General features: G+C 54.4%; 23 protein-coding genes, 1 tRNA gene and 1 pseudogene. 12 read left to right on the top strand and 13 right to left on the bottom strand.

What is annotated here, in order from left to right; translation table 11 throughout:
• Window positions 1-62: 62 nt before the first annotated feature.
• Genes ASN_RS08960 through ASN_RS08945 form a run of 4 tightly spaced genes read left to right on the top strand, consistent with a single transcriptional unit; the run spans window position 63 to window position 7184 of the window.
• Window positions 63-1874: a type I restriction-modification system subunit M gene (locus ASN_RS08960; protein ID WP_058989249.1), complete on the top strand. Its 1812-nt coding sequence runs from the start codon at window positions 63-65 to the stop codon at window positions 1872-1874.
• Window positions 1871-3172, top strand: coding sequence for a restriction endonuclease subunit S (locus ASN_RS08955; protein ID WP_082666630.1), 1302 nt, complete (start codon window positions 1871-1873; stop codon window positions 3170-3172). Before ASN_RS08960 ends, ASN_RS08955 begins: the two co-directional genes overlap by 4 nt.
• The gene (locus ASN_RS08950) at window positions 3169-4116 is read left to right on the top strand and encodes a GIY-YIG nuclease family protein (RefSeq protein ID WP_058987968.1); all 948 of its coding nucleotides are present in this window, start codon (window positions 3169-3171) and stop codon (window positions 4114-4116) included. The genes ASN_RS08955 and ASN_RS08950 overlap by 4 nt, the downstream gene beginning before the upstream one ends.
• Entirely contained in the window at window positions 4113-7184 is a 3072-nt protein-coding gene (locus tag ASN_RS08945) for a type I restriction endonuclease subunit R (protein ID WP_058987967.1), read from the top strand. Before ASN_RS08950 ends, ASN_RS08945 begins: the two co-directional genes overlap by 4 nt.
• 26 nt (window positions 7185-7210) lie before the next feature.
• Here the strand turns inward: ASN_RS08945 and ASN_RS18715 are convergent, their stop codons facing one another.
• The 6 genes from ASN_RS18715 to ASN_RS19650 all read right to left on the bottom strand — a co-directional run bounded on the left by ASN_RS18715 (window position 7211) and on the right by ASN_RS19650 (window position 11737).
• Complete coding sequence (locus tag ASN_RS18715; RefSeq protein ID WP_269148855.1) at window positions 7211-7477, bottom strand: helix-turn-helix domain-containing protein; 267 nt, start codon at window positions 7475-7477, stop codon at window positions 7211-7213.
• Window positions 7478-7487: 10 nt separating this feature from the next.
• Window positions 7488-8545, bottom strand: a protein-coding gene (locus ASN_RS18710) for an IS630 family transposase (RefSeq protein ID WP_099048300.1) whose coding sequence is annotated in 2 segments (ribosomal slippage) — window positions 7488-8053 and window positions 8053-8545 — 1059 coding nt in all. Because the reading frame shifts where the segments join, the coding sequence is not laid out codon by codon here.
• A 44-nt stretch (window positions 8546-8589) separates the two neighbouring features.
• Window positions 8590-8952, bottom strand: coding sequence for a recombinase family protein (locus tag ASN_RS08930; RefSeq protein WP_231948152.1), 363 nt, complete (start codon window positions 8950-8952; stop codon window positions 8590-8592).
• 145 nt (window positions 8953-9097) lie between these two features.
• Complete coding sequence (locus tag ASN_RS08925; RefSeq protein ID WP_231948151.1) at window positions 9098-9832, bottom strand: recombinase family protein; 735 nt, start codon at window positions 9830-9832, stop codon at window positions 9098-9100.
• A 77-nt stretch (window positions 9833-9909) separates the two neighbouring features.
• Window positions 9910-10359 carry a hypothetical protein gene (locus ASN_RS08920; protein WP_058987963.1) on the bottom strand — a complete coding sequence of 150 codons (450 nt, stop codon included), beginning with the start codon at window positions 10357-10359 and terminating at the stop codon, window positions 9910-9912.
• 1063 nt (window positions 10360-11422) lie between these two features.
• Window positions 11423-11737, bottom strand: a complete 315-nt coding sequence (locus ASN_RS19650) for a hypothetical protein (RefSeq protein WP_157765161.1) — start codon at window positions 11735-11737, stop codon at window positions 11423-11425.
• Between the two features lie 597 nt (window positions 11738-12334).
• Here ASN_RS19650 and ASN_RS08915 point away from each other — a divergent pair.
• From ASN_RS08915 to ASN_RS08900, 5 genes and pseudogenes are all read left to right on the top strand, one after another.
• Entirely contained in the window at window positions 12335-13147 is an 813-nt protein-coding gene (locus ASN_RS08915) for a hypothetical protein (protein ID WP_099048366.1), read from the top strand.
• Between the two features lies 1 nt (window position 13148).
• Window positions 13149-13598, top strand: coding sequence for a hypothetical protein (locus ASN_RS08910; protein WP_058987962.1), 450 nt, complete (start codon window positions 13149-13151; stop codon window positions 13596-13598).
• A gap of 287 nt (window positions 13599-13885) precedes the next feature.
• Window positions 13886-14191: a hypothetical protein gene (locus tag ASN_RS19935; RefSeq protein ID WP_167541308.1), complete on the top strand. Its 306-nt coding sequence runs from the start codon at window positions 13886-13888 to the stop codon at window positions 14189-14191.
• A pseudogene (locus ASN_RS20535) lies at window positions 14188-14295 on the top strand (hypothetical protein); the annotation flags it as partial. The gene ASN_RS19935 and the pseudogene ASN_RS20535, both read left to right, overlap by 4 nt.
• Before the next feature lie 65 nt (window positions 14296-14360).
• Complete coding sequence (locus tag ASN_RS08900) at window positions 14361-15641, top strand: tyrosine-type recombinase/integrase (protein WP_082666629.1); 1281 nt, start codon at window positions 14361-14363, stop codon at window positions 15639-15641.
• A 58-nt stretch (window positions 15642-15699) separates the two neighbouring features.
• Here ASN_RS08900 and ASN_RS08895 read toward each other — a convergent pair whose 3' ends face one another.
• Window positions 15700-16452: a DNA/RNA non-specific endonuclease gene (locus tag ASN_RS08895; protein WP_058987959.1), complete on the bottom strand. Its 753-nt coding sequence runs from the start codon at window positions 16450-16452 to the stop codon at window positions 15700-15702.
• Window positions 16453-16882: 430 nt separating this feature from the next.
• On the opposite strand from ASN_RS08895, the gene ASN_RS08890 reads away from it, so the two are divergent.
• The 3 genes from ASN_RS08890 to ASN_RS19640 all read left to right on the top strand — a co-directional run bounded on the left by ASN_RS08890 (window position 16883) and on the right by ASN_RS19640 (window position 19081).
• Window positions 16883-17875, top strand: a complete 993-nt coding sequence (locus ASN_RS08890) for a ParA family protein (protein WP_058987958.1) — start codon at window positions 16883-16885, stop codon at window positions 17873-17875.
• Complete coding sequence (locus tag ASN_RS08885; protein WP_058987957.1) at window positions 17875-18732, top strand: SIR2 family protein; 858 nt, start codon at window positions 17875-17877, stop codon at window positions 18730-18732. The genes ASN_RS08890 and ASN_RS08885 overlap by 1 nt, the downstream gene beginning before the upstream one ends.
• A 281-nt stretch (window positions 18733-19013) precedes the next feature.
• Window positions 19014-19081 (top strand) — tRNA-Thr (locus tag ASN_RS19640).
• A 281-nt stretch (window positions 19082-19362) separates the two neighbouring features.
• On the opposite strand, the gene tnpC is transcribed toward ASN_RS19640, so the two are convergent.
• The 6 genes from tnpC to ASN_RS08850 form a co-directional block, all read right to left on the bottom strand.
• On the bottom strand, window positions 19363-20973 hold the full coding sequence (gene tnpC / locus ASN_RS08875; protein WP_058986868.1) for an IS66 family transposase: 1611 nt from the start codon (window positions 20971-20973) through the stop codon (window positions 19363-19365).
• A 63-nt stretch (window positions 20974-21036) separates the two neighbouring features.
• Complete coding sequence (gene tnpB, locus ASN_RS08870; protein WP_010510701.1) at window positions 21037-21384, bottom strand: IS66 family insertion sequence element accessory protein TnpB; 348 nt, start codon at window positions 21382-21384, stop codon at window positions 21037-21039.
• On the bottom strand, window positions 21381-21740 hold the full coding sequence (gene tnpA, locus ASN_RS19210; protein ID WP_058986867.1) for an IS66-like element accessory protein TnpA: 360 nt from the start codon (window positions 21738-21740) through the stop codon (window positions 21381-21383). The genes tnpB and tnpA overlap by 4 nt, the downstream gene beginning before the upstream one ends.
• Window positions 21741-21994: 254 nt before the next feature.
• Complete coding sequence (locus ASN_RS08860; protein WP_058987956.1) at window positions 21995-22702, bottom strand: hypothetical protein; 708 nt, start codon at window positions 22700-22702, stop codon at window positions 21995-21997.
• Window positions 22699-23256, bottom strand: coding sequence for a lysozyme (locus ASN_RS08855; protein WP_058987955.1), 558 nt, complete (start codon window positions 23254-23256; stop codon window positions 22699-22701). The genes ASN_RS08860 and ASN_RS08855 overlap by 4 nt, the downstream gene beginning before the upstream one ends.
• A gap of 159 nt (window positions 23257-23415) precedes the next feature.
• Window positions 23416-23721 (bottom strand): hypothetical protein, encoded by a 306-nt coding sequence (locus ASN_RS08850; protein WP_058987954.1) that lies wholly within the window; start codon window positions 23719-23721, stop codon window positions 23416-23418.
• Between the last annotated feature and the right edge of the window lie 15 nt (window positions 23722-23736).

Below are 23736 nucleotides of genomic sequence, written 5' to 3'. Positions count from 1 at the left end.
CTTTCGATATCGGACCAGATTTTCTCATGAGCACGCCCTCCCGGACCGCCTCCCTGTCCTCCATGATCTGGCAGGTCGCCGATCTTCTGCGCGGTGACTTCAGACCAGCAGAATACGGTCGGGTCATCCTGCCCTTTACCGTTCTGCGCCGCCTTGATGCCGTGCTGGCCCCAACCCGTGACAAGGTGCTGAAGGAAAAGGAGAAGTGGGAGAGTAAAGGCATCGACGCCATGCCTTTCATGGAGAAAGCCGCCGGTCTGAAGTTCGTGAATACGTCCGACTTCACTCTGAAAGGCGTGCTGGGCGATCCGGATAACCTGACCCAGAACCTCTCCGCCTATATCAACGCCTTTTCACCCGCCGCCCGTGACATCTTCGACCACTTCCGCTTCACCGAGCAGACGGACCGTCTGGCAAAGGCCAACCTGCTCTATCTGGTGCTCGAAAAATTCGTCAGCTTCGACCTTAGCGATAAAACCGTCGATAACCACCAGATGGGGCAGGTGTTCGAGGAACTGATCCGCAAGTTCTCGGAAGCTTCCAATGAGACGGCCGGTGAGCACTTCACCCCGCGCGAAGTCATCAGGCTGATGGTGAACCTGATCTTTGCCGAGGATGACAGCCTGCTGACCCCCGGCAACGCCGCCGTTCGCACCATCTACGACCCGACGGCGGGCACCGGGGGTATGCTCTCCGTCGCGGAAGAGTTCCTGCTCGACCACAATCCGGACGCCCGTCTGACCATGTTCGGGCAGGAACTGAATCCGGAATCCTACGCCATCTGTAAGGCCGACATGCTGATCCGCAATCAGGATGTCAGCAACATTTGCCTCGGCAACACACTCTCCGATGACGAACTGGCGAACCACAAATTCGATTACATGCTCTCCAACCCGCCTTTTGGCGTGGAGTGGAAGAAAGTCGAGAAAGCCGTTCGGGCCGAGCATGAAAAGCTCGGTTATGACGGGCGCTTCGGCCCCGGCCTGCCGCGCATCTCGGACGGCTCCATGCTGTTCCTGCTCCACCTCGTCCATAAGATGCGTCCGGCGAAGGACGGCGGCGCTCGCTTTGGCATCGTCCTGAACGGCTCCCCCCTGTTCACGGGCGCAGCCGGGTCCGGCGAGTCCGAAATCCGCCGTTTCGTGCTGGAAGAGGATCTGGTGGAAGCCATCATCGCGCTGCCAACCGATATGTTCTTCAACACCGGTATCGCCACCTACGTCTGGGTGCTGACCAACCGCAAGCCGAAAAACCGCAAGGGTAAGGTGCAACTGATCGACGCCTCCTCCTTCTGGCAGAAAATGCGGAAAAGCCTTGGCTCCAAACGCAAGGAAATGGGGGAAGACGACATCACTCTCGTCACGCGCCTGTTCCAGGACGCGCAGGAGGCTCAACTTGCCACCATTACCGCCACAGACGGCACGCAGACACGCGCAGTCGTGATGCAGGATGAAGCGCCACCGGAAGCGCCCGAAGGCAGCAAGGTCCGGCTCGCGCCGCTCAGCCGCATCTTCAATAATGAGGATTTCGGTTATCAGACCATCACCGTGGAACGTCCGCAACGCGACGAGGATGGCAATATCGTCCTCGGCCAGCGCGGCAAGGCGAAGGGCAAGCCCGTACCCGATAGCAGCCTGCGCGATACGGAAAATGTGCCTCTGAATGAGGACATTCAGACCTACTTTAAACGCGAAGTGCTGCCCCATGCCCCGGATGCGTGGATTGATGAGGACAAGACAAAGATCGGCTACGAAATTCCGTTCAACCGATATTTCTATGTGTTCGAGCCACCGCGTCCGCTTGCAGAGATTGATGCGGATCTGAAAGAGGTGACCGCAAAAATCATGGCTATGCTCGGGGAGCTTTCGGTATGAGTTTTCCGAAATATCCAGCGTATAAGGATAGTGGGGTTGGTTGGATTGGAGAAGTTCCAATCGGGTGGAATATCGTACCACTCAAACGAATATTTTCTTTAAAAAACGGAGCAACTCCAAAATCCGATCAGAGTGATCTCTGGGATGGTGAAATTACGTGGATAACCCCTGCAGATTTAAATTCTGAACAACCCGAGATTATCACGCATTCAAAAAGAACTATTTCTGCAAAAGGAGCTGAAAGCTGCGCTGTCAGTATTGTTCCTAAAGGCAGTATTATTATTTCAACACGAGCGCCGATAGGAAGTATCGGGCTTTCTGGGATCGACCTGTGTACGAATCAGGGCTGTCGTTCCCTAGTTCCTGACGAAGGAGTGTCGTCCAAATTTTTCCTCTATTTTCTTTATTCAGCAGTGTCTGAATTGCAAGTTCTTGGAAAAGGCACGACCTTTCTCGAATTATCTTCTGATAGTCTGGCATCATTTCCATCATGCTTTCCTTCACTCCCCGAACAGCAGGCAATAGCCAGCTTTCTGGACCGTGAGTGCGGGAAGATTGATGCCCTGATTGCCGAACAGGAACGGCTGATTGCCCTCCTTGCGGAAAAGCGGCAGGCCGTCATCTCCCACGCCGTCACAAAAGGCCTGAACCCCAACGCCCCCATGAAGGACTCAGGCATCCCGTGGATCGGGATGGTACCGGAAGGGTGGGAAGTTAAAAAGGTTTCTCATGATTTTACAGCAGAGAAAGGGAAAAATGGACAACTCCTAACAAAAGAATATTGTTCTGAAATTTCTGGTGATTTCCCCGTTTACAGTGGTCAAACGGAAAATAACGGAGTTATGGCATCCATAAATTCTTATGAATTTGATTTTGATAATGGTGTTATTTTTTCAACGACAGTTGGTGCTAAAGCCATGTCATTAAAATTCTTGTGCGGAAAGTTTAGTCTCTCTCAGAACTGCATGATAATTTTTCCAAAAAATAATATTATTCCTGAATATTCGTATTATGCATTCATGCCGTTATTTGATTATGAGCGAAGTTTGATCCCTGATCATATGCAGCCGTCTTTCAGAATATCTGATTTATATAATTTTTCTTATGTGATGCCTCCTTTTGATGAACAAATAATGATATTGAATTTTATTAAGAAAAAAGAAATGAAATTAACATCAACAGAGAGAGAGGTGCAGAGACAAATCACTCTCCTCAAAGAACGCCGTGCTGCTCTCATTTCCGCCGCTGTTACGGGCAAAATCGACGTGCGCGCCGAGAGCAAGGCCCTCGCAGCATGATCGACACCAAGGGCCGCTCTCTGGAGCTTTTTTACATCGACGGTCATCCGGACGGCATGATCACCGCCGAACTCTTCAACTGGACGGGGCATGTGTTCGTTACGCCGCGCACACGCCTGACCGAAGCGCTCAGACGGGAGGAGGCCGGTTATGCCGGGGTCTACCTGTTGCTTGGCGAGAAGGATGGGCAGGACTTCGCCTATATCGGGGAGGCCGAGGATCTTGGTGTCAGGCTGAAACAGCACGCGGCGGCGAGTGACAAGGACTGGTGGGAAACCGCTGTTCTGGTCTCCGCCAGCGCGAACCGGCTGAACAAGGCGCATGTGAAGTATCTGGAAGCGCGGCTTATCGTCATGGCGCGGGAGATTGGACACACACCGCTGCACAACGGCAACTCTCCGAAACCGCCGGGGCTGACGGAGGCAGATATTGCCAAGATGGAGGCGTTTCTTGCCAGTCTGATGGTGGTGCTGCCAGCCATCCGGGTGGATATGTTTATCCAGCGCAGCCGTCCAGCAGGGTCCACAAATGCCGTCCCCCCTCAGCAAACAGTCAGCGTCAATAGCCTAAACTCAGATCCGGTAGCAGAGTTCACGCTCAAATATCCGAAATACGAAATAGAGGCGCATGCTGTTCTACAGGATGGGGAATTTATCGTTCTAACCGGTTCCCGCCTTTATGCGTCTTGGCAAGGGAAAGAGGGAACGGGCTATCACCCGTTACGCGAAGAACTTGAGAGAGGGGGCGTTATAAAGCCTGAAGGGCAATTTGCTGTATTTGTGAAGGATTATGCTTTTTCCAGCCCAAGTGCAGCTGCATCAATCATATATGGACGCCCCGCTAACGGCCAAGAAAGTTGGCATGAAATTCGCTCTGGCGTCACTTATAAAGAATGGGAAAACCGTCAGCTTGATGCACTTCCCGTAGAGGACGCTGAAGCATGACCGACCTTCACAAAGAGCATCATCTGGAATCCGAAATCTGCGAGTATCTTGGTCGTTCCGGCTGGATTTACGAAGACAGTTCGGCGGCCCGATATGACGTGGGGCTCGCACTGTTCCCTGAAGACCTGCTGGCGTGGGTGCGCGAATGCGAGCCCGAGGCGTGGGAAACGCTGGAAAAAACGCATGGAGCCTCGGCTAGCGCAGTTTTATGCCAACGGGTAAGGGACGCGCTGAACACGCGGGGTGCGCTCGTCGTCCTGCGGGACGGGCTGGACATTATCGGGCTGACAAAAACGCTGAAGATCTGTCAGTTCCGTCCGGCCCTGACGATGAATCCGCATTTGCAGCATCGTTACGATGCCAATCGCCTGCGCGTTGTGCGGCAGGTGCGTTATTCGGCCAGTAACGGCAATGAGCTGGACCTTGTCCTGTTTCTGAATGGCGTTCCGGTTGCGACCGCTGAGCTGAAATCAAACTACACTCAGTCAGTTCAGGATGCGGTGGAGCAGTATTGCACCGACCGACTACCGAAACCGCCCGGTAAGCCTGCTGAGCCGCTGCTTTCGGTGCCGGGTGGTGCGGTCGTGCATTTTGCTGTCAGCAACAGTGACGTGATGATGTGCACCCATCTGGATGGCGCGCACAGCCGCTTCCTGCCGTTCAATCAGGGGAACGATGGTGGTGCAGGCAATCCCGGCACTACGGCGTATCTGTGGCGGGAGGTATGGCAGCCAGATTTATGGCTGGATATTCTTGGCCGTTACATCATTCCGGCAAAAAAGAGGGGGAAGATCACGGGCTGGATCTTTCCGCGCTATCATCAGCTTGCCGCCACACGGCTGCTGGTCTCCACCATTCTGAAGGAGGGGCCGGGGCAGCGTTATCTGATCCAGCACTCTGCCGGGTCGGGCAAGACAAACTCCATCGCGTGGACGGCGCATTTTCTGTCCGATCTGCATGACGCGCACAATCACAAGCTGTTCGATACTGTCATTGTGGTGTCAGACCGCACGGTTCTGGACCGGCAGCTTTCGGAAACCATCGAGAGCTTCGAGCGCACGCGCGGGGTGGTGGCCTCGATCTCCGGCAACGGGGGCAGCAAGAGTCAAGAGCTTGCGGCGGCTCTCCATACCGGCAAGAAAATCATCATCTGCACGATTCAGACCTTTCCGTTCGCGCTGGAGGAAATCCGTCAGCTTGCGGCGGCAGAGGGCAAGCATTTCGCTGTGATCGCTGACGAGGCTCATTCCTCGCAGACTGGAACATCGGCCAGCAAACTCAAGGCGGCTCTTTCAGCCGGTGAACTGGCGGAGCTTGCAGACGGTGGGGAGATCAGCACCGAAGACCTGTTGGCGGCGGAAATGGCGCAGAGGACTGCGGCGGATGCGGGCATTTCCTTTATTGCTTTTACGGCGACGCCAAAGGCCAAAACGCTGGAACTGTTCGGGCGTCTGCCGCATCCGGATCAGCCCAAGGGGGAGGGCAACAAGCCTGAGGCGTTCCATGTCTACTCCATGCGGCAGGCTATCGAGGAAGGCTTCATCCTTGATGTGTTGCAGAATTATGTGTCCTGGAAACAGGCGTTCCGCCTGAGCCAGAACGGGCAGATTCTGGATGACGCGGAAGTCGAGGCTTCGGAAGCAAAGAAAGCACTGATGAAGTGGGTGCGACTGCATCCCACCAACATCGCTGCGCGGGTGCAGATCGTGGTGGAGCATTTCCGCCAGAATGTGCAGCCGCTCCTTGGTGGCAGGGCGCGCGCCATGGTGGTGACGGCCAGCCGCAAGGAGGCCGTGCGCTGGAAGCTGGCCATGGATCGCTACGTGAAGGAAAAGCATTATCCCTTCGGGCTTCTTGCGGCATTCTCGGGCGAGGTGGATGATCCGGAAAGTGGCCCGGAGCCGTTTACGGAAAGCAATATCAACCCCGCGCTGAAAGGGCGCGACCTGAGGGAGGTTTTTGCCGAAGATCCGTGGCGGATTCTGATTGTGGCGAACAAGTTCCAGACGGGTTTCGATCAGCCATTGCTGTGCGGCATGTATGTGGACCGGAAGCTTGGCGGGATTCAGGCCGTCCAGACGCTCTCGCGCCTGAACCGCTGTTATCCGGGTAAGGACATGACCTTCGTGGTCGATTTCGAGAACGACCCGGAAGACATCCTCAAGGCGTTCCAGCAATATTACACGAAGGCCGCACTGGCTGATCTCAGTGATCCGAACTGCGTGGTGAACCTGCGGCACAAGCTGGATGATGCCGGGCTCTATGATCAGCCTGAAGTGGATCGGGTAGCTCATATCCTCACAAATCCGAAAGCGTCACAGCAGCAGCTTGATGCGGCCATTGTGCCGGTCAGTTCCCGTGTGCTGGGCCGCTATCGTGAGGCCCGGAAAATCGTTCGGGATGAACCGGAAGGCTCACAGGAGAGGAAAGGGGCAAAGGAACGCATTGACGGCCTGGTTCAGTTCCGGAGCGATCTGGCGTCCTATGTGCGGATGTATGAGTTTTTCAGCCAGATGCTGAACTACGGCAATCCGGATTATGAAAAGCTGTACCTGTTCGCAAAAATGCTGTGGCCGCTGCTGAAGTTCGACCGTGAGCGCGACACGATCGACACCACGGCCCTGCGTCTGACGCATCACCGTATGAAAGACCTTGGCAAGCAGAAGCTTGGGCTGAAAAACGAAGCTGGCGACGGGCTGGAGCCGATAAAGGAAGCCGGATCGGGGCAACCGCAGGACAAGATGAAGGTTCAGCTTTCCCGCATCATTGAGGCAATCAATGACCTGTTTGAGGGCGATCTGACGGACGGAGACAAGGTGGCGTTTGTCGCCGGGCTGGAAACCAAGCTGGCGGAATCTGAAAAACTGCGGGAGCAGGCAAAGGCTAATACAAAGGATCAGTTTGCCAACTCACCGGATCTTCAGGAAGAAGGGCTGAATGCGACCATCGAACTGATGGAGGCGCATGAAAAAATGGGCAAACAGATGCTGAATGACAGCTCGCTGTTGCGTGCCGTTATTGCTGCTATCGTGAAGCAGGGCGGGCTATGGGAGGGACTTCAGGGGTAATAGCTGGCCAGAAAATCTGGGGCTGGTCATTTTGAGTGTGGGGTAATGGCCCCGACGTATTTGTACAGCGTTGTCCGTGAGACATCATACCGGCGCGCCACGTCTGCTACCCGGATATCAGGATCGCGCAATAACGCCCTGATTTCTCGTAACTGCTTGTCATGGAGTTTGGGTTTCCGACCTCCAGAGCGCCCTCTGGCGCGCGCTGCGGCAAGTCCGGCGTAGGTTCTTTCACGGATCAGGCCGCGCTCAAATTCGGCCAATGCAGCGAATACATGGAAGACTAATACCAATTTGTCTTTGCTATGACTTATGAGCCCAGTTGCGTAATCCGAGTGACATGATTCTCCAAGGTTGGTCGATAAGTTTGTTCCATGCGTGACAGCAGATATCGACGATATCGTCATAGGTTTTGAAGATTCTGTTTGAGAGCCATGTATTACGGATAAACTGCCAGACGTTTTCGACCGGATTGAGTTCGGGAGAGCGTGGTGGCAGCGGCATGATGGTGATGTTGGCGGGAACCGTCAGTTTCAGACTGGTATGCCATGCGGCCTGATCAAGGATGAGGACTGCGTGACTTTGCGGAGCAACCGCCTGGGCGATTTCTTTGAGGTGGAAATTCATCGCATGGATGTTGCATGAAGGGAGAACAAGAGCGGCCCCTTTCCCCTGAGCGGGGCAGATTGCTCCGAAAATCCAGGCAGATCTGGTCCGTAGGTCGGCTGTCGCACGGGGGCGGGTGCCACGCTTCGCCCAACGCCGTGTCAGCTTCGTTTTCTGGCCGATCCGCGCTTCGTCCGCCCACCACAGTTCGATATCTTTTCCGGGGTGACATGCCCTGATGGCAGCAAGGGCTTGAGGGAAGTTTTTTTAAAAACGCTCTGGGCATCCGGGTTCTGGGCATAGTGCCGGGGACGAGCTGTCAGCAGACGAAAATTCTCACTCCGGACGATCCTGTTCAACCAGGAGACAGACACGCTGACCCCATGTTCCTCATGAAGCCAGGCGCACAGATCACACAATCGCCAGCGCACAACACCATGAGCAGCAGGAATGGGGCCTTCTTCAATCCGCTGCGCCAGAGCCTCCATGACAAAAGGTGTGATGCGGCGGGCAGCACCCCCACCATGACGATCAATCAGACCCGCAGGTCCCTGTGCGTTAAAGCGCAGAACCCAGTCCCGAACAATCTGTCGGTCCGTTCCCGCAAGACGGGCCGCTTCACCACGCGTCGCCCCGTCATAAATCGCCGCAAGGGCCAGAAGCCGCCGGGACTGGGCCGCGTGTCTGCTTCGTCGGGCAATACTGCGCACCCTCGATGCGTCATAATCCTCGCGCAGTGCAATAGCCTTGCTCATCTCGGATACCTTCCTTCTTCAATGGTATCCGGTGAATCACATTTCTACCTTTTTGGGTACCCCCCATGAGTCACAACCACGACAAATTGGTATAACTTCCCAGCGGCACTTTCCGTTTCTATCTTCTCGGAAAGGCTCTCAAAGCTCACTCCACCGCGTTCAAGATCTGCCACGATATTTACGAGGTCAGGCAGACTGCGGCCAAGTCGGTCAAGCCGCCAGACGACAAGCGTGTCACCACTCCGCAAAGCCTTTCGGCATTGCTCAAGCTCGGGGCGTGCCGCATTTTTGCCGCTGGCGGCCTCCTCATAAATAACGCGGCAGCCTGCCTTTTGAAGGGCATCGCGTTGCAGGTCCAGGTGCTGGTCTTCCGTAGAAACACGCGCATAACCGATTCGTTGATTCATTGGCATATCCTGAACATAGAAAACCGGACGGGAATGTTGACAATTTGAGTACGATCACGCGACATCAAAAAGCGCATTTTTGTGATGTCCAGAAAACCACCGTTTTCTGCACACGTGTTGCTGGGCGGCCCCAAATTTGTTGATTCTAAATTGTCTCGGGGGATGCTGCGTTCACGTGAGCCAGCCAAACCTTTTTGACATGACTCGCACTGCATCCTACCAGGCGGGCCGTTTCTAAAATACTGGTGCCGCCTATTCGGAGAGCCACAATCCGTTCATGAACTTTAATGTTGGGCTTTCGCCCTCTGTATCTTCCGGATGCCTTTGCCTGCTCGATACCTTGCTTTTGACGCTCGCGCCGGTCTTCGTAGTCTTCCCGTGCCATTTGCAGAGAAAGACGCAAAAGCATTTCCTGCATGGCCTCCAGGACCAAACGGGTTACGCCTTCAGCTTCTGCAAGAACCTCAGACAGATCCACCAGTCCGGGAACGGCAAGCTTCGCCCCACGCTGCCGGATTGTCTGAACCAATCTATCTGCTTCACCCAGTGGCAAGCGACTGATCCGGTCCATTTTTTCGGCAATCACCAACTCTCCCGGTTGGAGATCTGCGATCATCCGCATCAGTTCTGGGCGGTCGGAGCGTGCGCCCGATGCCTTTTCTCTGTAAACTGCTGCCACATAACATCCAGCCGCACGGGCGTCTTCAATTACCCGCTCCTGCCTTCGTAAATCCTGTTCATCAGTGCTGACGCGGAGATAAATACGGGCAATTTTTGGATGAATGACTTCACTTCTCTGTTGGTTGATATTTGCCTGGCTCATTAGGGTATACCCAATTGCGCCATGTGAGATTACATGGCTCTTTAATGAAATTCCCATTCCATAAGAGCTACCCTCTACGGGCGGACACAAAGAAGCCTATGGTTATGGAATACGGCGTCAACTTTCTTCTCTTCTCATGCCCTTCTCGCTTGCTGGCAAGTGATAGTAAGTGCGGGCGATAACGCCTTCCTCATCCTGTTCGCTTCCTGATGCAGCCGTCTTATGATTGGCGTCTTTCTGGATACCCATCGAATTTCTTCATCTGCTCGCATTTCACGGGTCAGGGCTTGCATGCAGTCGGTGAAGACGATCTTCCGCGCCGGAAGGCGTCTGTCGCGCCTGACTTGCCGTATGGCACAGTTTACAGCCCAGAGTTCTGGGTAAGCTGGTCCCGTCAAAGTCCGCATGACCTGGCCGATGGTCGAGATTTTCATCTCACCGTCGCGGAAATGGGCGATGATTCCCGCATAGGAGGCGCGGTCACGGTCCGCTGATGCGTCCACGGCGATCAGAGTCGCCAGTGGGTCAAACAACTCTTGGAACTGAATTCCCCATTCCAGGGCGAGGCGGTAGGCATTATCCATCTTTCACGTCCTGAGTGGAGAGGGAGAAGCAAATTAATGCTTCTCCCTCGGACCTGTTGACCGGTCAGCCATTCCCAACGGGACAGCCGAAGGACTACCCGCGCAACGCGCAGGCCCCAGGAAAGGGGCGTCCTCTTTTACCGCAGGTTTTGCCGGTTACCCGGCGTACAGAACTCGACATCCTCATAAGATCATCTCCTTATTGCTGCATGTGTATTGATTGCTGACTGTTGAAAAACAGTCAGTTTTAAGGGGAATGCAGCCAACATTCCCTTTTCCCTCGGTCGATCGTGGTGCCACCCACGAGGACCAGGAACATCGTCACCGGGTGCCGCCAAGCACCCTTGTATTGCGACTCTGTCGCATGGACCTTTCGAGACTTTGACAGGACGAGGAACCATCCTCGAAATCCCTGCCTCTCCCCAACGCTTCGGATAAACCGCGAAGGGGATTTTCACTCTACTCAGACCGCTCCCAGGCATAGGCTATCGCGTCGGGACCACCCGACGCAGCCCTTAGCCCTTCCCGCGTTATTCAGACGGATTTTAACGAGCAGTACGCGAGCATCTCACCATGACTGCTAGGCTCTTGGAGCCTTTCGACCGTGCCAGGGCACAGCCGATTTGGGGGGACCGAACATCCAAAGCGTCTCCCTTACTCACATCATGGTTTCCAATTTTACCCACCGGAACACTGTAGGCCCCGGCACTCGCACTTTCTCTCCGCGCAGCGTCCTACTGAACGCCGTTACAGGCTTGAGCTATCCGACGATCCAGGCGGCTTGCGCCCCCTGGTACCGCCTCATCCAGGTTTCCCCTCTGAGGCCCATGACGGTTTCCCGCCATGCCGTCGCCCACCTGCGCGGCACACGTTCGACAATCCCTTGCCGCCCGTGGAACGGACTGGATACCGTTTCTCCCATCTAACAGGCTCACCCCTTGCCGAAACCGGCAGGGGTGGCCGTGTCCGCGTCGCCCATCTTCATCTTGAAATGTCAAAGAGCGGATTGGATCGAACGGGGGAGTTTCACCCCCGAGCGCCCGTTGCAACCGGACGAGCCCGATTAAAGGCATCCGGCTACAGCAACAGATCGGGCGGGGCTGGTTAGGCCGCGCCCTGCTTGCCGATGGTTAGACGGCAGGCGTGCCCCGACTGGGGCGGCAATACGAAGTGACGTGCTGGGGTGGTGGTTTGTAGCCTGGCCCTCTCCTTTCATGGGGCCGGATTGGTGGGGTGCTGTTGGCGCAGCACCGGAAGGATGGCGAGGGTCGGTCCTGATGCTTGGCGGGCATCGAAGATCGACCACGAGGGACACGATTTCGACGACCAGAATCAGGAACCGGAACGCCGGTTCTTTCGGTGTGCCAGCGACCGGCACGCATTACGGCTTTCCATGTGAGGATCGGGTGTCGGCATCCAGCCGCCCCGCGTATGTCAATCAACGCACATGCAGGACGTGGAGGCCCTGCCAGGGCAGGATGCCTCACCCTGATTCCGCCCATCAAGTAATTTTTTATAGGATGTTCAAGTTATGAAGTATCCGAACGGCCTGCCGTTCGGATTCCGCTTATTTTATATGAAGTATACAACCCACCTCGCAAGAGGTGGGTTTCTGCCTGAAATATCATTTTAAATCAATTAGTTATTCTAAATCGAACGCAAATGAACATATTTGAACGAAAATGAACGTTTCTGAACGCCTGCCGCGCCTTGGTCGCCCGCTCACTCCGGGCATTCCTCGATTCAAGTATATATCTCTTAATGTATCGCGATACATTAGGAATGTATGGTCAAATCCCTGTATCTGTATTTTGACACTACCTTATTTTTTAATTTCTGTGTTACGGTTCGTGCGCGGATTTCTCAAACTTAAAGTGTATTTAAGTGAGTATTTTATTGCCGCTTAAATATGCCGGTTGAACATAGAAAACGCGGCATGAACATGACTGAGGATATGCGCGGGAGTGCAAAAAATATGACCGTAAATATGTTCAAAGGTGCTTTGGCAGTCACGATTTTTGCGCTGTGCAGCATATCCGTTGATGCAAAAGCGCAGGTCATAGTGACCGATCCAAAGACCGAAATTAGTACCGACCTGGGCTATCTTGAAGCTGCCAAGTCCTACCTGCAACAAGGTCAACAGTACTACATGCAGGGAGAGCAGTATTACGAACAGCTAGAGCAGGCGACGCAGGAAATACAGAACGCTAAAGGTCTAGCTAATATCGCTTCATTGGGAGGCGGATCACTGGATTCCGATATTTCCCGCCTTGAGAGCGTCACGGATGACCTGAGTGATCTTTATTCACTGAACGGGTTTAGTGGGAATTTCTCTCAGGAAGCGAGAGAAGTTCTTTCCAGAACCTACAATCTGCCGGGAAGCACCAGCGCCCAGGCGAGTGCGGCCAGCCTGATGGGCCTGGCATCGGATAGCCCGACAGATGCCGGATACGATCGGGCGGCCCGTGATACCAACCAGTCCATGCGGGAGGCCGCATCTCTGGCGTCAGTGAACGAGTATCGTCAGGCATCGGCCCAGGCGATGCAGCGACAGGACGAGGCTCTGGCCGACCTGGGGGATGATGATGTGGGGGCGTCCACGCAGCTTATCGCGGCCGAGCAGTCCACTGCGTTGCATCAGAACGACGCCAGCTTGCAGCTACAGCAGACCACGGCGGACATGGCTTTTCAGCAGCACATCCGGCAACTGGAAGTCGAGAACGACATTGCCGAAAAGAATCTCAAGCATCTGCAAAAGGTGCAGGCTTTTACAGCATCGAGTGACTGATATGAGACAGGCTCTATTGTTGGCCGTAGTGGTGGCCGGGTTGGGTGTGGGCGAGATCCACGCGGCTCACGCGCAGGTCATAGATCCCGAGTGGCAGGCGACACAGGCGGCCATGAAAGCCGATGAGCAGCGGCAATGCCGGCACATGACACTGACACGCAAGTTCCAGTGCCAGGAGCAGCTACAGGAGACCTACAAGGCAAAGGGGCTTGTGCCAGGCACGATGCCCTATGTGCGTCGGCGGTTTGGTGGGGAGAGCGTCCAGGGGCTCGACCAGGAGATACGATCCATCAACCGGACTTACGGCCAGGTGCGCCGTTTGAATGGTTACGAGCATCCATTGCCGGGTGAACTCACCGCAGACATGCAGCAAGACAACGTCAGCTATCTGAGCAAGCTGATAGAGGAAAAGGGCGGTATGCCGCCGCTTCTGCCTTTCGGGAACCGATAGGGGCCGGAGAGAAGGCGAAGAATGCACCACGCCCCCAATGCTCAGACGATCTACTGTATCCCAACCCTTACCGGAGTGACGCAGTAAGCGCGGAGCAGCAATAAAAATCTTACTCCTCTGTCTCTCGTGGAATTTGGCCTTTAAATACAAGGAAAGAAGGAAAGAAGGAAAGAAGGAAAGAAGGAAAGAATACTTCGCGTGAAGAAGTAAAGAATAAATATACGTCAAATATATTTTTGACACGCCTTAAAACGCTTGATAACGTTTGCTCTTGATACTCGTAAACTTTGATTGATCCAGGTGATCGCAGCGAACCGATGGGCGTGCTTCAGAAAAAACCTAACTTGCCAATTCCAAATGGTACGGGCGCATGTCGTTCACTTCTTATCCGCCACGTTGACGACCTGCGCCGTTTTCGTGACGAGGAGTGGTCATACGAATCGATTCATCGGGCATTTTTGGAGTGCTACGGTGAAGTATTCGCGATGTCTTTGCAGGTTTTTCGAGAAAGAGCGAGGCGCGTTCTCAAAAAAAGAACAGAAAAAGAAGTATTCCTTCCCAGGCAGGCACAATGCGCGAGGTTGCGTGAATGATGGCGAATTATCTATTATACACAGAGCCGGAAGCCGCTTCTCGCCTTGGCATTTCTTCAATTACACTGCGGCGAGAAAGGCAGGAGGGCCGGATCGGTTATCTGAAAATCCGTTCGCGAGTGCGCTACGCCGAAGTTCATTTGATAGATTACCTCGCAAGGAATGAAAGATGTCCGAGACTGACGCCGTGTTCCGAATTGGACAATACTTCCTTGGAAAACGTCCAAACTCGGATTCATGGTGCGCGTGCTGGTATGATCCCAAAACCAGACAAACAAAGCGAGCATCTCTTGGCACAAATGTTCTTCAAGAAGCGAAAATAAAGCTCGCAGAATATGTAACAGAATACGCCAAGAGAAGAAACGAACCAACGTCAGAGACGGGTTTGGCTTCTGTTTTTATGCGATATTTCAAGCATCATAGCGAGAAAACACGGAGTGCTGGTCCAAACAGAAGGGCGCTGGAGTTGATGCTGGATAGCATGGAGCCAGGCGCTTCCGTTGCTGGGTACACCGTGGCCGAACAAAAACGCATCGCCTCGTGCTTGCGTGGCAAGGGTTATTCTGCCGGTTATACCCGCCGCGTCATGGGTATCGCCGCTGCCGCCGTGAACTGGGCTTGGAAGAATGGCGAGATCGATCGTCAGATCCCGATTGTGCTTCCACCTGAAGGCGAGGGGCGCGAGCGCATTATGACGATTCAGGAGATGGCTCGGCTTTGGGAGACAAATATGCCGCCCCATCTTCGCATGTTTCTTGCACTTCTGATTGGAACGGCGTCACGCCCTGAGGCGCTTCTGCAACTCACTCGTGAGCAATGCGATCTGGGGCACGGAGTGATTGACCTTAACCCGCCAGGCCGTGCTCGAACGAAGAAGCGGAGACCACGTATCCCGGTGCCGGAGTTTTTGAGGTCATGGATTGAGAGCGTGGCCTCGGGTCATCTCGTGACCTACAAAGACAAGCCGATTCTCAAGATCAATGGAGCTTGGCGCGCCGCGCGTGAATCAGCAGGACTGCCGTCAGAAATCGTGCCCTACACAATTCGCCATACTATGGCGACCGAACTGATTACGCGTGGCGTACCAGAGATAGAGGTTGCCTCTCTCATGGGCCATGCCATGCCAAATCTTCGCACCACAGGACGTTATGTGCATGTGCGTCCGGACTTCCTCGCAAACGCCAAGCGGGCTATTGACGAGGTCGCAAGCGCCATCGACCGGGTGGCAGCCCGATCGATGGTAAATTTCAATATGCGTGCTAACAGCGTGCTAGACTCAAGTGCAAAGGATGGCAGTCCGATGCATAAGCCTCAGAAAACCGTTGGTTTTCTGCCGGAACGGATGGTGGGCGCAACAGGGATTGAACCTGTGACCCCTACCATGTCAAAAAACAGGACAAGCCATAAATCACCAAGGGTTCCCCTTGGTCCCGTATATTTTATGGCCTAACTCCTCGGATTTTCCTCGCTTTTATTTTTCTCTTGTACGTCCTCCAAGATGCAGAGGCTCACGGGGATGGCAGCTTCCAAGCCTGAGCCTTGATATGATCAGACACAGCAGGGAATGGATCGACACCGGTGTTGCGTATAAGGGTCTGGATTGTCACTTGTGTGCAATGCGGATGCTGTTGTGCATTACGGCATACGTAGGCGCCCGCTCGCCGTTTATTCGGCGAATAGACCGCCTTCCATGTCGAGCTGGGAACATATACGCGGTCATGCCCAAGTGTTTCGATCGGCTTGAGGTGGAAGGCGGGGCCGGTGACGACGTAGAGGTCCCCTTCTTTCTCAGCTATACTCCTCACCCGTCGCTCCACTCTGGCCCAGATACCCTCATTGAGGCTAGCAGTCTGCGGGACAATGTTCGTGAGTGCGTACGTCTCAGCCTGTGCCTGCTCAGTCGGCTGATCTCCGCTGGGTGCCATGTGGCCGCGATCGTAAATCGAGTTGTAGTAGTCCAGCAGATCTGAACCGCCGGAGACTCGCGTATCCTGATAGAATCGGCCTGTCCTCTTAAGAGACTGAGCCGTCTCTACATCATCCGACCACAGATGCTCGGCTGCCCACAATGGGCCATGTGACACACTTGACGCCAGAACGGCGTAGCCTCGGTTGCACAAAAGCTTGGTGCCAATGGCAAGCTGCTTATCGACTAACTCGGGAAGGTGGTTACCTGAGCCGAATGCAGAGCAATTGGTTTCTTCGGCGACAGCATAGACAGGCACAACAGCGAGTATACAAAATAATAGCAACGTTCTCATGCCAAGCCGCTGCCATTAAGGCAGACAAGTGTAAAGACTAATCATTACACCATAGGGAAGATACTCCGAAAGCGAATCGTGTCACAGCACTGGCTGGGACGGTTTGGGGGGGAAGCGGACCGGCAGCTTTTGGGCAGCGAACGAGAGAAACCGCTACCAAATTAATGACGTTTTGTGCAGATCGTCTGGGCAGACTTCATTATGGGATGATATTGGGTCACAGACTGAAATCATAGGGCGGTTCAGGTCGATTTGATCATCAATGAACAACCTTCTGCATTCAATAATGTGCCTCAGTCGAGTTGTTGTGCCATGTAAACAGAGAGGGTTACCTTGCAACTTCTGTTTGAGTGCTCAAACGCACTGGGGCGCCCTTGCATGACAAGAAATTTGATCTATTGAAATTTAAGAGAATATTTCGGAGGACGGAATGGCCACATCAATAGCGTTCTTTAATAATAAGGGCGGGGTGGGAAAAACGACATTGCTATGCAATGTAGCCGCCTATACAGCTGACGAATACAAACTTCGCGTCTTGGTGATTGATGCAGACCCACAGTGCAATGCGACCCAATATATGTTTGACGACAGGAAACTTACTTACTTTTATGATGAGACTTCATCTTTCACGCTTCAGAATGTGATACGGCCGCTCTCACTTGGTAAAGGCTACAGCAAAGAGTTCAATGTCAGCCCAAGCCCACGTTTCGGCGTGGATGTATTGCCAGGAGATCCTAGACTAGCTCTAGCTGAAGATTTGCTTGCGAAGGACTGGGGGGCGGCGATTGGTGGCGACCCGCGCGGCATGCGAACGACGTTGATGTTCGCAGAGCTCATGAAGCGCTGCGAGGATTACGACCTCGTATTTTTTGATGTGGGCCCATCACTTGGTTCTATCAATCGTTCTGTTTTGTTGGCTAGCGACTATTTCGTGGCCCCCGTGTCCATAGACATCTTCAGCGTTAAGGCGATCGACAACATCGCTGCATGGATGTCTAGGTGGCGAAAGCAATGGATTTCTGGCGTTGAGAACGTCGATGATCCTGATGACGTCGGCACAAATCTCGCTAGGAGTATCGGATTTCTCGGCTACGCATCTCAACACTATATTGCCAAAGCAGACGCTTTTGGTACGAAACGTGCTGTGAATGCTTATGAGAAAATTATGAAGCAATTCGAGAGCATAGTGTCTTCGAATCTATCAACAATTGCTCCGCCTCCCAGTACAATTACTCGCTTCCTACTAGGTTCAATTCCCAACCTCCATAGTCTTATCCCCATGTCGCAAACCGCTCGCGCCCCGGTGTTTGACCTTAAGGCGAGTGACGGCGTAAGAGGCGCGCACTTTTCGAAGGTAAAGGGTGCTCGTGAAACGTTTGGCATAGTCGCAGAAGAAATTCTTGCCCGGGCGGGGTTGAAGTAATGATCAATTGGCCAGAACAGCTGAAGCGCGATCTTATATCTAGGCGAGTTGTCGTTTTCCTCGGTAGTGGTGTTAGCAAAAACTCGGTGGGTAAAGACGGTAAAACGCGTCCTCCATTATGGGGCGAGTTCCTTGAACGTGGTTTGGCCAAGATTGGACCTCAGGGCACGGCTCATATCAAACGAGCGATCAAAAATAATGATTTGCTACACGCTTGTGAGTGGATCAAAAGCAGGATGGAAGAGGAATGGGAACACTTTATTAGGGAATGTTTCATTACGCCTGCGTATGCGCCTTCTGAGATACACAAGCTAATATTTAACTTGGACCAAAGAATATATTTGACGCCAAATTTCGATCAAATATTTGAAAATTATGTGCTGGGCGAGACTGGTGGTCAAGTGACGGTTAAACGGTATTTTGACCCAGACGTGCACAATTTCTTGCGAGAGGACCGGACCCACATTATTAAGGTCCACGGATCAATCGACCACCCCAATGAATTGATATTCTCAAATCACGATTATGCTAAAGCGAGAGTATCTCACTCAGCGTTTTATGACGTTCTAGATGCTTGTCTCTTGTCTCATACTTTTTTAATTATTGGATGTGGCATCTCAGACCCCGACCTCAATATGCTTCTCGAAAACCAGCGTTTCAATTTTCCAAATTCACGACCACATTACTTAGTAACATCATCGCGCATAGCGCCAGACATGGTGAAATCGCTGCGGTCAAATCGGAACTTAAAGTGTTTGTGCTATGATCCTGCTGATCACCACGCTGATCTGGTAAAGTCACTCGAAGAGCTTGCCGACTTGATGGATCAAGTGCCTGCCCAGCCCCTTATCAACTAGCAATTGTTGCGAGTTCTCTTACGTAGTTGTTGTCATCCTCTACTGCTGACACCTACTCATCGGCCTCGTCACACCGGAAACTGAGCTCGGATAAACCGGATCGTAGTACTAGAATTTCAGATATCGTCGTCGAAGGCTGCTATTCTGGATGCTTTCGATGCATATCACAGGAATTCGATAGGTTCTCTACTTTGTCGATTTGACATAGTAGATGCTTGAGCAGAACGACTGCTTTTTAGGAATTCGCATAGCTAGGCTGAATGGCAGGAATGAGGGCGATAGCTGACATGGCTACGTCTTTCCCTTGGTAAGGGAGAGGTCGACAGTTCAATCCTGTCCAGCAGCACCATGATTTCCCTAGGTTTTTAAATTCGGAGGCGTCTAGTTCCCTCGTCCAAGAGAACTAGAAAACATCATCATAGAATCCAGTGATGATGTTTGTAGGCCTCTGACCCTTCCCTTTAGTATCACCCCGCCTGCACAGCCGCATTAGCTGCATCAAGCTGCTGGCGGGCAAAAGCCCATTCATCGGCCGTTGGCTCACGACCCTCCTTCAGCGGGCGTAGCAGAGCGGAGATATCCTCCACAATCGTGGGGCCATTCGTAACCGGCCGTTCTGTGCCGCCTTGATTATGCGGCCTTTTTGTGAAGCGTATTCGCGGGTTGCCAGTTCCATGGCAACAATTCGTGGAGGCGGTTGATCTTGTGTTCGTTGATGCGGGCGAGAACATCGGCGAGGTAATCGTGCGGGTTGAGGCCTGAAAGTTTTGCGCTTTCGATAAGCGTCATGGCATCAGCGATGTTGTCGCCCCCGGCGTCTGAACCGGCAAACAGATAGTTTTTCCGCCCGACGCATACCGGTCGTATGGCCCGTTCGGCAGGATTGTTGTCGATGGCAACACGACCATCTTCGAGGAAGAGGGTAAAGGCTGCCCACCGGTTGAGCGCATAACGGATTGCTTTTGCCAGTTCCCCCTTGCCAGGGATACGGGCGAGCTGTGTTTCGCACCATGCGTGGAATGCTGTGACACGAGGGCGGCTTTTTTCCTGTCGGACAGCCAGACGATACGGAGCAGGAGACCCGGTGAGCTGCCGCTCGATATCGTAGAGTTCCCCGATCTGCTCGAGTGCTTCCCTTGCGATTGTCGAATCACTGCCCTTCCAGACATCATGGAAGGCCCTGCGGAGATGAGCCCAGCAGGCCGCTTCGCGCACATGCACGGTTCCCGTTGCATCGGGTTTATACAGATCCCTGAACCCCGCGTAGGCGTCAGCCTGCAGAATGCCCCGGAACTGTGCCAGATGGGTCTGGGGATTGATCCCCTTGCGATCGGGAGAGAACCAGTAGGCCACGGCGGGCGGATCACTCCCGCCCCAGGGGCGGGGATCGCGCAGATAGGTCCAGATCCGCCCTTCCTTCACACCACGTGGTTTCCCAGCCTGGCGCAGACGGGAATCAAGAACCTGGATGGGTGTATCATCGGCATGCAGCAGGTCTGCCTTTACGACATCCTGACGGATCAGATCTGTGAGAGGACGCAGAACGGCAACGGCCTGACCACACCAGTCGATCAGGGTTGAACGGGGAATGTCCACACCCTGACGGGCAAAGATCTCGTTCTGACGATAAAGCGGGATATGGTCATCGAATTTCGAGACCAGGATATGGGCCAGAAGCCCGGGGCCAGCCATCCCCCGTGGAACAGGGCGCGACGGTGCTTCAGGCTGCACCATCGTTTCGCAATGGCGGCAGGATTTCTTCAGCCGTGCCGTTTCGACAACTTTCAGTTTTGCCGCAATAAAGTCCAGTATTTCGGTGACATCTTCGCCTACAAGACGCAGAGGACCGCCACAGGCAGGACAGGCCTCACCCGGGTCGAGAACAATACGCTCCCGTGGTGTCGTGTCAGAAACCTGTGGTTTGCCACGCTGCCGTGGGGGAGAGACTGCATCATCGCTGACATCATGCTCCCTGATATCAGGAGAAGGATCGGCTGCCGCGATGGCGATTTTTACATCTTCAAGGAGCAGTTCGAGCTGTTCAATCTCACGGTCTATCTTTTCTGAACTGGCCCCGAATTTCTGTTTCTGAAGGCGTGCGATCCGGATTTTGAGAGACTGGACAAGAGCCTCATACGCACGGGCCGACGCAGAAAGCCGGGCCACTTCGGTCTGCAGGGAAACAATCATTTCCCTCAGGATATCCGGATCATCAGGCAGGACCACGGGTGCAGGCGTCATTATGAAAAAATAGCAGAAAATCTAAGAAAATTCAAAAGGTTCTACACGATCACGCCATAAAAATCAGGCTACGCGAGACGGTGGTGCAGACCAGGAAGGGCGTCTCCACTCCATGCCTTCCCACAGCATGGCCATCTGTGCTGTCGTCAGGCGTGCAACGCCCTCTGCCGGAGACGGCCATGGAAAACGTCCCTTCTCAAGCACCTTGTAATAAAGACAGAACCCCTGACCGTCCCACATCAGAAGCTTGATCCTGTCGCCACGGCGACCACGAAAAGCAAAGAGCGCCCCTGATGTCGGGTTCTGACGCAGCACGTCCTGTGCCAGTGCTGCCAGACCCGATATGCCCTTGCGCATATCGGTCACCCCGCAGGCCAGATAGACACGCACGCCGTTGCCCACGCCAATCATGCCGTCTCCGCAATCTGGATGACCCGGGCCAGAAGATCTTCGGCAGGATGTCCCGTCACCCTGATACTACGGCCATTGCGCAGCACTATGGCCAGTTCGTCAGGTCCACCGCCAGATGTCACAGCAGGTGTCGTCACTGAAGCAACAGGAATAAACGCCACAGACTGATCTGGCGAAGATAGTCTTTGACGGAATGAACTCCGCCATTGGTAAAGGTGTTGGCGGGTCAGGTCATGCCGACGTGCCACATCCGATACACTCGCTCCATCCACACCAACTTCAGACAGTATCGCCAGTTTGCGTTCATCCGACCAGCGGCGACGGCGTTCAACACCAATCAGGATTTCCTGGGCCATTCTTACCTCTCAAATGACGTCAATAACGACGTCGTTAACGACGGTAAGTTACCAGTCACAATCTTTAATCATAAGGCGGCCTCAAACGGCCGGTTACGGCCATTCTGGATCAGAGCTTCAACGGCCGAAATAGCGATCTGAGTGTAATTCACTGTCTGTCTTCCTTGGTTTAATGCCGATTTTTGGCGGTGCATGAAAGGGTGTCGCTATTACCGACACCCTTGGCGATCATTTTCCCGACGCCAGAAAAATGATCAGTTGGCGGTGGACGGCAACAACTTGCGGGCCGCATCGAGCGCAGCCTGCGCCGCCTCAACCGTGGCCTGCGGCAGCGGATCACCCTTGGCGGCCGCATCATCCAGCGGAGCAATCAGGTCATGTGCCTTTTGAAAAGCAGGCTTGAGCTTGGCGACCACGGCAGGATCCGCAGCCACGTTGTGCTCATAGTCGGCCGCCATCTGGGCAGCGGCTGAGTAGGACAGGCTCAGGCTGTAAACTGCCTGCTTGCGCTGGATAAGCTGATCACCGCTGCACGCCACCAGACTACCGGATAGGCCGATCAGCAGGAGCAGACCAGCCGTACCGCCGCCGATTCCGCTGGCCTTTTTGGCCGGCGCGCTGGCGGCAGCCTGCTGCTGGACCAAGGCAGATGCGGCCGCCGCAAGCAGCGCCCCACCCGGCACAGTATCGGATGCTACCTTGATGGCGGCCGGACCAATATCCTTGTGGGTGGTGAGGGCATGCACAATGGCAGCCAGACCATCCCGATCTGCCGAGAGTTTTGCCAGGATTCCGCTAGTGTCGGACACAGCCAACAGCGGCAGGGATGCAGCCAGCAGGGCAATGGAGGTGCCTTCTGGCAGCGCGCCAAACCAGTCGGCAACGCCCGTGCCAAGGACAAGCCCCAGCGCAATGAGGGTGGTAGGCTGGCGGAGATAAGCGCCGATTTTTGCGAGTTTCATACGTCTTCCTTCACGCGGCTCAGTTCGGCCGCGTTGAGATCATCAGTGGGATTGGAGGGAGTGGGACTGGACGGCACGGAGGATCCGGCACCAGTTGCCCCGACATAGAGATGCCATTCGGCCTGCCTGCGCCTGGTCAGACCAGGCACGCGGACCAGATGGCCGTTACGGTGCATGTGATCCCACAGCAGCAACTGCTCTCCGGCCGCGATGGTCTGGCCGGAATTGAGCAGCCGCAGCAGCGTGGATCCGGCAATCACGCCGGTGCCCAGATTGTATTGCCAGTCCAGGAGCGCCGCCTCCTGTTTGGCTGTTACCGGCACATGGATCAGGGCACGCAGTTTCACGCGCAGGCCTGCGAGGGTAAACAGCAGCAGATCTTCCGCCTGCTGTCTGGTGATCGGCGGCGTGCGCGCCGTGACGGCGGACCCGTCGGCCAGGCAGCGGTTGCCGTAGCCGATGGTCCAGTAACCGGCCGGACAGACGTACGGACGCAGGGACAGGCCTTCGTATTCGCGCGCCAAAGCAGCCGCGAGAGCGATGGAAGCATTCATTTGGATTTCCGGGTATAAAAAAACCGCCTCAGCGGGCGGTCTGTTGATCTGGGTCAATGTGGAAGCGGGGCGGCTCCGGCACGGTGATTCTGGGTGTGGGAGCACCTAAACTGGATGAGTGAGGCAGGACGGTCCGCAGGGGAGCGGGCCGTTCTGTTTTTATGGCGCGCTCCCCCAACCCAGGACATGCATGATGCCCTGGACGAGCCCCCAGCCGACACCAATGCCGCCGGTGATCAGGAACTGCCTCCAGCCACGCATGGTCTTCAACTCCGCCTGAATGGTGGCGATGCCGCTCTTGATGCTGGCAACGTCTGATTTCGTTTCCGTCTGATTGGCCTTGGCCAGAGCCATATCGCTCTCAAGGATCCGCACGCGACCATCCATCATGGCAAACTCACCCCGGCCGATAAAATCACCGGGCGGATAATTGGTATCAGGCATCTGGGCCCTTTCGGCAGACATAAAAAAACCGCCTCA

The sequence above is a fragment of the Acetobacter senegalensis genome, assembly GCF_001499615.1.
GTDB classification, from domain to species: Bacteria; Pseudomonadota; Alphaproteobacteria; order Acetobacterales; family Acetobacteraceae; genus Acetobacter; species Acetobacter senegalensis.
This window is presented reverse-complemented; position numbering and strand designations above follow the sequence as displayed.